Origin of the sequence: Mesorhizobium sp. M7A.F.Ca.CA.002.05.1.1 (genome assembly GCF_003998335.1) — a bacterium.
In the GTDB taxonomy this organism is placed as follows: Bacteria; Pseudomonadota; Alphaproteobacteria; order Rhizobiales; family Rhizobiaceae; genus Mesorhizobium.
In genome coordinates this window covers 1-9,362 of the sequence record NZ_RZQI01000150.1, presented here as the reverse complement: position 1 = coordinate 9,362, position 9,362 = coordinate 1, and the positions used below count along the sequence as shown (strand labels likewise).

18 protein-coding genes and 2 tRNA genes are annotated in these 9,362 nt (G+C 63.9%); 8 read left to right on the top strand and 12 right to left on the bottom strand.

The genetic code is table 11. The features are described 5' to 3' along the window. On the top strand, positions 1–321 hold a 321-nt coding region (locus EN939_RS10505), incomplete at its 5' end, for an ABC transporter permease subunit (RefSeq protein ID WP_442919529.1). Positions 322–334: 13 nt separating this feature from the next. Then, positions 335–1,105 carry an SDR family NAD(P)-dependent oxidoreductase gene (locus EN939_RS10500; protein WP_127267956.1) on the top strand — a complete coding sequence of 257 codons (771 nt, stop codon included), beginning with the start codon at positions 335–337 and terminating at the stop codon, positions 1,103–1,105. 63 nt (positions 1,106–1,168) lie between these two features. Here EN939_RS10500 and EN939_RS10495 read toward each other — a convergent pair. After that, positions 1,169–1,244: transfer RNA gene (locus tag EN939_RS10495), tRNA-Val, on the bottom strand. 216 nt (positions 1,245–1,460) lie between these two features. Here EN939_RS10495 and EN939_RS10490 point away from each other — a divergent pair. Further along, positions 1,461–1,537: transfer RNA gene (locus tag EN939_RS10490), tRNA-Asp, on the top strand. 45 nt (positions 1,538–1,582) lie between these two features. On the opposite strand, the gene EN939_RS10485 is transcribed toward EN939_RS10490, so the two are convergent. From EN939_RS10485 to EN939_RS10450, 9 genes are read right to left on the bottom strand one after another with little or no spacing between them, the layout of a single operon-like run. Next, positions 1,583–2,770 (bottom strand): hypothetical protein, encoded by a 1,188-nt coding sequence (locus EN939_RS10485; protein ID WP_127267955.1) that lies wholly within the window; start codon positions 2,768–2,770, stop codon positions 1,583–1,585. Further along, positions 2,763–3,053, bottom strand: coding sequence for a hypothetical protein (locus EN939_RS10480; RefSeq protein WP_127267954.1), 291 nt, complete (start codon positions 3,051–3,053; stop codon positions 2,763–2,765). Before EN939_RS10480 ends, EN939_RS10485 begins: the two co-directional genes overlap by 8 nt. Beyond that, the gene (locus tag EN939_RS10475) at positions 3,050–3,508 is read right to left on the bottom strand and encodes an ASCH domain-containing protein (protein ID WP_127267953.1); all 459 of its coding nucleotides are present in this window, start codon (positions 3,506–3,508) and stop codon (positions 3,050–3,052) included. The genes EN939_RS10480 and EN939_RS10475 overlap by 4 nt, the downstream gene beginning before the upstream one ends. Then, on the bottom strand, positions 3,505–3,876 hold the full coding sequence (locus EN939_RS10470; protein ID WP_127267952.1) for a DUF4031 domain-containing protein: 372 nt from the start codon (positions 3,874–3,876) through the stop codon (positions 3,505–3,507). The genes EN939_RS10475 and EN939_RS10470 overlap by 4 nt, the downstream gene beginning before the upstream one ends. Next, on the bottom strand, positions 3,873–5,003 hold the full coding sequence (locus EN939_RS10465) for a DUF5131 family protein (protein ID WP_127267951.1): 1,131 nt from the start codon (positions 5,001–5,003) through the stop codon (positions 3,873–3,875). Before EN939_RS10465 ends, EN939_RS10470 begins: the two co-directional genes overlap by 4 nt. Before the next feature lies 1 nt (position 5,004). After that, positions 5,005–5,526, bottom strand: a complete 522-nt coding sequence (locus EN939_RS10460) for a hypothetical protein (RefSeq protein ID WP_127267950.1) — start codon at positions 5,524–5,526, stop codon at positions 5,005–5,007. A 19-nt stretch (positions 5,527–5,545) separates the two neighbouring features. Next, on the bottom strand, positions 5,546–5,683 hold the full coding sequence (locus tag EN939_RS37975; protein WP_164748670.1) for a hypothetical protein: 138 nt from the start codon (positions 5,681–5,683) through the stop codon (positions 5,546–5,548). Then, complete coding sequence (locus EN939_RS10455; RefSeq protein WP_127267949.1) at positions 5,683–5,919, bottom strand: hypothetical protein; 237 nt, start codon at positions 5,917–5,919, stop codon at positions 5,683–5,685. The genes EN939_RS37975 and EN939_RS10455 overlap by 1 nt, the downstream gene beginning before the upstream one ends. Before the next feature lie 5 nt (positions 5,920–5,924). After that, positions 5,925–6,158, bottom strand: a complete 234-nt coding sequence (locus EN939_RS10450; protein ID WP_127267948.1) for a hypothetical protein — start codon at positions 6,156–6,158, stop codon at positions 5,925–5,927. A gap of 44 nt (positions 6,159–6,202) precedes the next feature. Here EN939_RS10450 and EN939_RS10445 point away from each other — a divergent pair, with 44 nt between their 5' ends. After that, positions 6,203–6,715 carry a zinc ribbon domain-containing protein gene (locus EN939_RS10445; protein ID WP_127267947.1) on the top strand — a complete coding sequence of 171 codons (513 nt, stop codon included), beginning with the start codon at positions 6,203–6,205 and terminating at the stop codon, positions 6,713–6,715. 99 nt (positions 6,716–6,814) lie between these two features. Here the strand turns inward: EN939_RS10445 and EN939_RS10440 are convergent, their stop codons facing one another. Continuing rightward, on the bottom strand, positions 6,815–7,483 hold the full coding sequence (locus tag EN939_RS10440) for an XRE family transcriptional regulator (protein WP_164748671.1): 669 nt from the start codon (positions 7,481–7,483) through the stop codon (positions 6,815–6,817). A gap of 74 nt (positions 7,484–7,557) precedes the next feature. Here EN939_RS10440 and EN939_RS10435 point away from each other — a divergent pair, with 74 nt between their 5' ends. Continuing rightward, positions 7,558–7,761, top strand: coding sequence for a helix-turn-helix transcriptional regulator (locus EN939_RS10435; RefSeq protein WP_127267945.1), 204 nt, complete (start codon positions 7,558–7,560; stop codon positions 7,759–7,761). A 2-nt stretch (positions 7,762–7,763) separates the two neighbouring features. Here EN939_RS10435 and EN939_RS10430 read toward each other — a convergent pair whose 3' ends face one another. Next, the gene (locus tag EN939_RS10430) at positions 7,764–8,000 is read right to left on the bottom strand and encodes a hypothetical protein (RefSeq protein WP_127269939.1); all 237 of its coding nucleotides are present in this window, start codon (positions 7,998–8,000) and stop codon (positions 7,764–7,766) included. 26 nt (positions 8,001–8,026) lie between these two features. Between EN939_RS10430 and EN939_RS10425 the strand changes: the two genes are divergently transcribed. From EN939_RS10425 to EN939_RS10415, 3 genes are all read left to right on the top strand, one after another. Then, positions 8,027–8,560 (top strand): hypothetical protein, encoded by a 534-nt coding sequence (locus EN939_RS10425; protein ID WP_127267943.1) that lies wholly within the window; start codon positions 8,027–8,029, stop codon positions 8,558–8,560. A gap of 123 nt (positions 8,561–8,683) precedes the next feature. Beyond that, positions 8,684–9,151, top strand: a complete 468-nt coding sequence (locus EN939_RS10420) for a hypothetical protein (protein ID WP_127267942.1) — start codon at positions 8,684–8,686, stop codon at positions 9,149–9,151. Then, a partial coding sequence (locus EN939_RS10415) for a hypothetical protein (RefSeq protein ID WP_164750935.1) occupies positions 9,151–9,362 on the top strand: 212 nt, incomplete at its 3' end. The genes EN939_RS10420 and EN939_RS10415, both read left to right, overlap by 1 nt.

Sequence of the window (9,362 nt, the reverse complement as noted above, 5' to 3'; positions counted from 1 at the left end):
GCCTTCGTGCTTGCCGGCGCGATTGCCGGCCTTGCCGGCTGGCTGCTGGCGATCCGCACGTCGGGCGCCACCGCCAATCTCGGCGTCGGCCTGCTGTTCAACGCCTTCGCCGCGGTCGTCATCGGCGGCGTCAGCCTCAAAGGCGGCGTCGGCACCCTGCCCGGCGTCTATGCCGGCGTGCTGCTGCTCTCGGCCATCAACACGGCGATCAATTTGATGGGCCTGCCGGCCAATTTTACCCAGGTGATCCACGGCCTGCTGGTGCTGGCGGCCGTGCTGCTCGACGCCTTCAAGCAAACCATTCGCCAAAGACTCGCATGACAGGACGGCTCGCATGACCAATCGGTTACAAGGCAAGGTAGCGCTGATCATCGGCAGCGCCCGCGGCATCGGCAAGGGCATCGCGCTACGCTTTGCCGAGGAAGGCGCAAGGCTGGTGCTCGCCGACACCGAGGCCGATGCCGGGCAAGCCACCGCTGACGAGTTGGGCGTCCCCTTCATCCGCACCGACATCTCGCAAATGAGCGACGCCGAGGCCGCCGTGGCGCTGGCGCTGAAGCAGCATGGCCGCCTCGACATCATCGTGCAGAATGCCGGCATCTATCCCTGGCAACTGATCGAGAATACCAGCGCCGACGACTGGGACCGCGTCATGGCGGTCAATCTGCGCGGCACCTTCAATGCCAGCCGCGCGGCCCTGGTGCCGATGAAGGCGCAAGGCTTTGGCCGCATGCTCTACACCTCCTCCATCACCGGCCCGCATGTCACCAGCCCCGGCCACGGCCACTATTCGGCCAGCAAGGCCGGCATCAACGGCTTCATCCGTGCCGCCGCGCTCGAATTCTCCGGCTACGGCATCACCGTCAACGGTGTCGAGCCCGGCAACATCCTGACCGAAGCCATCGAGCTGCATCGCGGCGCGGCTTACATCAAGAACATGGAGGACTCCATTCCGCTCGGCCGCCTCGGCAGCCCGCGCGACGTCGCCAACGCCTTCCTGTTCCTCGCCTCCGACGATGCCAGCTACATCACCGGCACGACCATCGTCGTCGATGGCGGGCAGTTGCTGCCGGAGGGCAATGATTTTCGACTGTTGCCGCCGTGATTGCAGCATCTACCGAACGACTCGGTTCCGTGTCTTGGCAACAGTTTGAATGGACTAATGGAATGGTGGGCGATGACGGGCTCGAACCGCCGACATCTTCGGTGTAAACGAAGCGCTCTACCAACTGAGCTAATCGCCCGCTCCGGGCCGGACCTTTAAGCGGTCAGGGTCCGCTTCGCAAGGCCAAATGAGCGCAGGATGCCCTGGTTGGATGCCGGTTTTGCCAACAAAACGCCGGCTGTCAAAAAACCTTCTCCTGTTTGCTGTTATGCTGTCCTGTCACGCTTGACACCCGGTGGCGAACCCCTTATCCAGCGCCCCAACGACGAACACGGCTGACACGTGTTCGCCATGCGCGGGTGTAGCTCAGTTGGTTAGAGTGCCGGCCTGTCACGCCGGAGGTCGCGGGTTCGAGCCCCGTCACTCGCGCCATTTATTTCAAGGGGTTAGCTACCGCCCCTTGAAAAGTTTCAACTCTCATTTTCCGGAGAGTTTCAACTTTTTGTATTCATTCCGTTCCTGACCAAGCAGTTTCCTGCCTTCGCGGCGGCTGGCATCGGCGGAACGGACGGCTGCCAGGTTGACCGGCATATAGGTCTTCTGCAGCGCCTTGTTCTCATCGATCGAATTACCCATCTTGGCCGAGATCGCCTCGACCGATGCGCCGCCGGCGTTGGCCTCGACCGCGCCCGAACGCCGCATGTCCATGAGCCGGCGCTTTTCCCCAGCCCCGAACACCAGTTTGCGCAGGTCGGCGAAATCGTCGACGAGCGAGTCCTTGGTGTAGGGCACGCCGGCGCGCGGCCGGCCGCCCTTCGGTCCCGGTTCAAAGCCGCGCGAGCGGAAGATCGGCGCATCGTCGAGCAGCGTGACGCCGAGCGATTCGATGTAGGCCAGCACCAGGCGCTGGGTGCGCGGCGACAGCGTGCCGAAAGCCGCCTCGCCGCTCTTGGTGCGCGCGATGAGAAAACCCCATTCCTGCGCCGTCTGCATCGCCTGCGCCGGGGTCAGCGTGCGCACGTCGACCGGCGAGAAGCTGGTGTCCCACGCGACGGCGATGATGCAGGCGAGGCCGCGGTAGCCGGCGCGCCAGGCGCCCTTGACCATGCGCACCACTTCGCCTTCCGTCCACGTCTGGTGACGCGGCGGCGGCGTCTGGCGGCGGATCGCCTGCGAGGGGTCGGCCTTGGGCGGGCACAGCTTCATTCCGGCCATGACGTTGTAGAGCGACCGCCACGTCTTCATGGCGCGATAGGCGATGTCGACGCCCCTGACGCGCAGCAGGCGGCCATACCAGTCGTCGAGCAGCTCGAGCGTGATGTCGGCCGGCGGCAGGTCGGCGAAGTACGGCTCGATGAACGTCCAGCCACGTTCCCAGTCTTCACGCGTGCGCGGCGGCTTGCGCTTCCAGGCATCCATCTTACGATAGCGGGTAAAGGCGTCGCCGATCGAATCCTTCGGCCAGACATGCAGGCGCGGCGGCTCCCTGCCCTTGCGGAATTCCTGCCAGCGGTCTTCCCATTGCCTGGCAATCGCCCATGCATCCGGCCCATCCGTGCCGCAGGAGATGCATTCGAAGCCCGCCTCGACCATCTTCGGCGTCGGAAGCCAGTAGCCGTACTTGCCCTTGCGGATGACGTAGTGCTTCAGCTTGATCTTAGCCAAGGGTCGCCAGCCTCGCTCTTGCGATTTCGGCGCTAGACTGCGCGCCGGATCCTGATCCGGCAAGGCCAGAGCGCTTGTCCTGCCATGCGTCGATCGCCACCAGGTCGTAATTGCCGGTGATCGGGCAAGCCCGTGGAAAACCCTGATGCTGCAGCGCCGGCAGCAATTCCATGAATTCCGGCAGCGTCAGGTGCAGATAGCGCGCCGCCTTGATCGCCGGCACCAGGCGCGGCTGCACTGGGAAGCGGACGGATGACGGTTGTGGAGCATGAGTCTGTGTCATAGCAGGCTCCCCTGTCTTGGCGCTGCCTTTAACACCGGCACGGCATTGAGGTTGTCACGCCATCTGAAAAAGCCGAGGGCGCCTTTGACGGGGATGAACTCGTCAAGCAGCTCGACGTTGCGCAGAACAAATCCATAGCGACCGAAGAACCACGGGCTGGCGCTTTCAGCGACGCAATCGACTATGTCGACCGTTCCGACGATGCCGCCCCGCGGCAGTTCCTCGAATGCCGGCAGCATCAAGCCCGGCTTGAAAGGGTGCGTCAGACTAATCTCATGGATTGTGGCGAGGCAGTCTTCGTACTCGTCGCGCGTCATGCCCTTGGCGGCATGCAGACAGACACGGCCCCTGATCTTCGTCGGCCAGTCGCGGTTTTCGATATCCTTGCCACAGTGCATCATCGCCCATGGCCATGGCTGGCGGACGGAAATGGCGAGGTCGGGAAGCTCGATCATAGCAGCGCTCCCTGCTTTGGATCAGCGGGCCTTGCGCCGGCACCGAAGCCCTTGGCGCGAAGCTCCGCTATCTGCTCGAGCTTCACCTGGTCGCCTTTCAGCCGGGCGGTGTGCTCGACCGGGCCATATTTATCTGTCTCGATCGCGCCGGCTGCGACGGCCAGAGCACGCTTCGATTGAGCGATGTCGAAATGCTCCCACGTTGCATCCATGCCGGCGACGCCAAGCCCGGCCGGGCGCTGGAACCACTTGCGCTGGACGCCGATGCGGTCCGCCATGGCGAACAGTTCTGCGCGCGTGTCTGCCCACATGTGGCACATGAGAAGACGACCGAATGGATGTTTGGCGTTGTCGACGTAAACGCTCATAGCGCCAGTACCTCCCGCAGTTCGGGCATGGCGTTGTGCTCGACGCCGTCGAGCAACCGGCCGGCGGCTTTCTTGCCGACGTGTTCGACGAATTCGGCGCCAGCCTCGGGATAGAGTTCGTGCGGACGCGGCAGATGCGGGTGCGCGGCTAGACAGCGCCACCCCGATCGCGGGTTCCCGTAAGCAAGCTCTGGCGTCGATGGGCGCCACTCTCCCCACTGCTTGAAGAAAAACGGCACGCCGGCCGCTGCGCACTGCTCGCGGATTGACCGCGCCCAGGCCGGGTGCATTGCGCGGCTCTTATGACCGCTCTCGCCGCCGACTATGATCCAGTGGAGGCGGACGCCGGTGTCTGGCATCTCTTCGTCTGGCCTATGGCCATCGACAAACCAACTCCCGCGCAGCGCGTCGAGGTTAGGGAAGCCATACACCTGCTTGTCGACCGGAGGGCGCATGCGCGTAAAGTCGATTGGCCCAAGCAACGGCTCGGCGGAGACGAAGCGGATTGCTGCCGGCGTCGCCAGCAGATCCGGGATGCGCTCGTCGGCTTCCTGCTGGCGCTCGGCGGAGACGCCAAGCCAGACGTTCGGCAGCGGCATACGCACCGCATGCATTGCAGCATCGAAAACCCCGTCAGGATCCGTGCCGCCCCATAGATGAGCCGCAGCTTTGCCGACGATATCATCGCGGTTTGGAAGACTTCTTATGTATGACCGCATCCGCCTCGCGCGCTTGGTCAGCACCTGGAAGGTGTGATGCGGCGCCAGCGCCATGACGGCGAACACCTTGTCGATCCAGTCGTCGGGAACGTTCTCGTGGAAGAGATCGCCCATGGAGTTGACGAAGATGCGGCGCGGGGCGCGCCAGGCCAGCGGCTCCAAGACGATGTGGTTGGGCGCCATGGCCAGCTTGCCGGTCCAGATGGTGTTGCCGTTCACCTTGCGCGTCGTGCCGTTGTAATGCGGCGCGCCGGTCTGGCCCTTGGCCTGCAGCGCCTTCGTCATCGCCTCGATACGGGCGGCCATGCCCATGGCGTAGCAACGCGTACAGCCGGGCGAGACGATGGTGCAGCCGACGACAGGATTCCACGTCGCGTCGGTCCATTCGATGGCGGATTTGTCAGCCATCTCAATCCACCGTCGCAGCGTCGTTGCGTTCGAGCCATTGGGCTCGATTGTCGCCGAGGCGGCGATCCATTTCGGCTTCGCTCTCCGGGTGCAGATGCAGGTCGTTGACCAGCCGCAGATAGACCTGCGCCCACCAGCTGCGGATTACCTCGTCGGGATGCTTGAAGCCGACAATCTGAACCGCATGCAGGAAGTGCATCTGGAAATGGTGCGGCAACTCGTCGAGTGAGCGCAGATAGTCACCGACGATCTTGTCCATCGGCCCATACCATTCCTTGTATACCGGCCTGACCGTTGCCTCGTAGCTGGGGCCGGTGAACGAGCCGCCGTTGCGTTCGGCAGGGTCGGTCAGCGCCCGGCCGTCCATCGCCGAGAGCAGGACGCATCGGCGAAACCAGCGCAGCATGAACTTGCACGGATGATACTTGCCTATGCCGTCAGGGCCGCGAATAGCGGTGAGCAGCACGGTCTGCTGCATGAAGCTGATGCCTTGCACCCAAGGCTGCGTGACGGACTGGTTCATGAGCGCATTCCCACGTAAATCAGCCCTGCGCCGATGGCGCGGTGCCGGTGATGAAGAGGCCGAACAGCAGGCGCAGCATGCGGGTGTCGCTGCGGTCGGTGCAGTCGTCGCCGCAGCGGCATTCGGGAAAGTTCGGGCAGCGCACGCGGGGCTTCATCAGCGCAGCCCCACGGCGACGCTGACGAAAGCCAGCGCGAAGGTGAAGGCCGATGCCAGCGCGAGGCGTGTGTGCACGTTGGCCAGGGTGGCGCAGGCGCGGTCGAAACCGCCCTGCCCCAGTTCGGCCAGGATCTGCGATGGTTTCTGGCCGGCCATAAGCTGGCGGGAAATCCACGCTTCCATCTCGGCGGACTGGCCGGCCACCGCGATCAGACGTTCGGCGACGGTTTGCATGGCCGTCAGTCCAGCCTGTGGACGGCGCGCGACTTGGCGAGGTCCGCCGCTTCGTGGCCGTGTTCCTCGATCTGGGCGCGGGTGAAGCTGGAATGTTCGGCCAGGCTGTCGGCGGTGACCGCCGTGCCGTTCATGCCCATTTCCAGCATCTTATCGGCCATCAGCTCGACGATGCCTTGGGTGAAGACTGCGGGGGAAGTGGACAGCGAGCCGATGGGCGGTTGCTGGAAGGTGATCATAGGACTATCCTTTCTCGTTGGGGAAAATGCTGTGGGGGGGAACTATGGAGGGCGACACCAAGACTTGCCCGGAGTGCGCGGAAACAGTTCAGCGCGACGCGCGCATCTGCCGGTTCTGCCGGCATGACTTCGCCGGCAACGCGACGCGCGGACCTCCGGATGCGCCGGCAAAGAAGGCGCTCTCGAAATGGTTCATTATTCCGGCTCTCGCCGTGCTGGTGTGGGTTGGCCTGCACAAGGGCGGGAACCAGGCGGAAGCGCCGAAGGTCGCGGGCGCCGACATTTGCAAGGGCTGGAACGGCCAACAGGTTCTGGATCAGGCCAGGGACGCCGGCATCATTCGAGATATCCGGCGTAGCAGTATCGGGGCAATCAACGGTGCGTTTGTCGAAGTGGTCACGGCGCGATGGACGCTGGTCGGTACCAAGATACACGTCGGAATCGCAATGGCGGCCTATTGCCAGGTCGCCGCGGCCGACGGCACCGGCGTGGCCATGGTCAAAGGCAGCCTCGAGGAAGACCTCGGCTCTGTCGTTGACGGCAACTGGATGAGATAGCGACACGCCATGCCTCCATCGCGGGATTGCGAGTGGAGGTGACTATGCACATTGCATAATATCAAGTCAAAGGAAATTATACACAGAGCATAATTCGGCTTAAGCTCTCAATCTGAGTTGCCCCTGGATGCCGCCCTGCTTTTCGATGCGCCGGATAGCCGTCGCCGGGAAATAGGTGAAAATTTCGCCGACCCATGCAAGATGCACATTCTCGATGGCGGGTGCGTTCCACGAGATCAGGTTGACGCCGGTGGTGCCGCGCAGGATCGTCTTGATGAAGCGGCGGCCGTCAGTCGTGCGCACGGCTGCTTCCTCACCAAAGAAGCTTTCGGTCGACCTGCGCTGTTCCCTATAGACAATGATGATCACGCCGTTGCGAAACTGCGGAAGCATCGAATCACCCCGCACTTGCAACGCGATCATGTCGGCTGGCAGGGGGAAAGGAACCTCTATCTGTTCCATGCCCTCTTCCGGGACCTGTTCGAAATCCGGCTCAACCTCAGCGCCGGCGCCGACGTAGCCCATCAGCGGCACCAGCGACGGCATCGCCTCTGGCGCTTCGCCACGGCCGGTCAGAAGCCAGTCGATCGAGACCTTGAACCGACGCGCATATTGCGCTGCGGCCTGGTTGTCGAACGCCCGATTGCCATTTTCGTGCGACGCATAGGTCTGATAGGGGATGCCTAGCGAGGTTGCCGCCTCGCGCACGCTTCGGAAGCCGGCAGCGAGTCGGGAAGCCTTCAGTCTGTCGTGGATTTCTTCAGCCATGATATGCACTCTGAGGAATTTCATTATGCGCAGGGCATTGACAGGTGAGTATGCGTTGCGCATAACTGCGCGCCATGAACATCGCCGCACCGATCACTGGAGAGTCCGTCAAGGCCCTGCGCGCCAGTCGCAAGTGGACGCAGCAGCAGCTGGCGGATGAACTCGGCGTAGACCAGGCCACCGTCTCCCGGATCGAGACAGGTTCCGAGCCGAGCCGCCCTGTGAAGCGTTTGCTCGAGCGGTTGATCGCCAACCCGGCAGCGGAGGACGCGGCATGATTTCAGCGCTCCCGCTTCGCGAGTTGTCTTCGCAGATCAACCGCCAGGTCTCGCGCGGTTTCGCGCGGCAGCACCATGCGCGCGACGATGCGCAGTTCCGGGCCGTCGTAGCCGACGACCGGTACTTCATCGCACCCTGTCAGCCTGACGAACTCTTCGTGCGCATCGACATCGACGCTTGTGCAGAACGTGTCGAAGATGATGGTCGGTTCGGTCAGCTTGCTTCTGTCGGCCATCATCGTGCACCCGAGATTGCGGTGCCAGCATGAGCCAGCGCCTCGCCTCTCCTGCTCTTGCCGATCGTGGCGCACGGCTTGCCGGTGTCGGCTTCACCGAACGCCTCGTGCCGCGCCAGGCTGGCGCCGTCGACTATGAATTCCCCGCTGCGTTGGCCTCCCAAGCCGCAGCCGCGCCGTCCGGCTCCTCCCTGGGCGGCGCCCCCTTTGCCCATTTCACTGAATCCTCCTGCGCACTGCGTGCTTCGGAGGACGGGTCCTCCTGTCCGGCTAGCGTTCGTGCCGGCCAGGACAGCGCGCCGGCAGTTGATGCCTCTTCGGCCGGCGCGCCTGATCTTTCCAGCAACGCGATCCTGCTGCCCGACCATGTGATGGTGCTGGTGCGCGCGGTCGCCGCCTACGAGCGCTGCACGAACGCGCGCGCCGTCGCCCTGGCGCTGACCGAATACGCCACGATGATCGGCGCCGGGGTGTTGGCCCGTGCGGTGGCCGATCTGGATGACGATCTCGCCGGCGCGCATGCGCGCCGGGCGGCAAACCGATTTCGAGGTGGCGGACCATGAGTGCATCTGCTTGCGGGCCTCCGTGAACTGACGCCCGCACACTGAATCAAACCCCTTCCTGCCTGCACGGAATCTTTTCGCAAGAAAAATTCCTTGACGGCTTTGCTTTGTCCGGAAGCTGCCATGTCCAAGCTCGACCCTGCCCTTTTCCTGACCACGGCCGAAGATCGCATTCGGATCAAGGCGCGCACCGAGCAGCTGATCAAGCTCGCCGGCGGACCTGGCGTCTTCCAGCACGTCGCGGGCGTGCCGACCGACATGCTGTCGAAATACGGCTCCCGCTCGGAGCCGAACTTCATCAACGCCGCCGTCATCGTGGCACTCGATCGGCAGCTCGGCGCGCCGATGATGCTGGAAGAGCTGGCCAACATGCTCGGCTACACGCTCGTGCCGCTTGAACCGGAACCGCCGGCAGCCGTCGGGGTCGATGACCTGGCCGACGTGCACAAGGAAACCAGCGAGGCGGTGACATCGCTCGCGGCAGTCGTCGCCGGGCGTTCCGACATCGCCGCGGCAAAGCGGGCGGCGGTTCGCGAGATCGACGAAGGCATCAGCTCGCTCTACCGGGCGCGCCGGAAGGTGGCAGCGTGATGGCCAGCCTTGCCCGCCGTGACCCCGAAGAGCGCGCCGACAGCTTTTACCGGTTCTCGGTGAAGTGCGACCGGTTGACGAACCTCAAGATCGAAGCCGCCGCGCGCAAGGCGGGGGTCAGCTCTACGACCTTCGTGCAGCGGCACTTCGAAGCGATCGTTGACGAGCCGCCGGATGACACCGGCTTTTGCGCCGATGCGTTCGCCCGCCA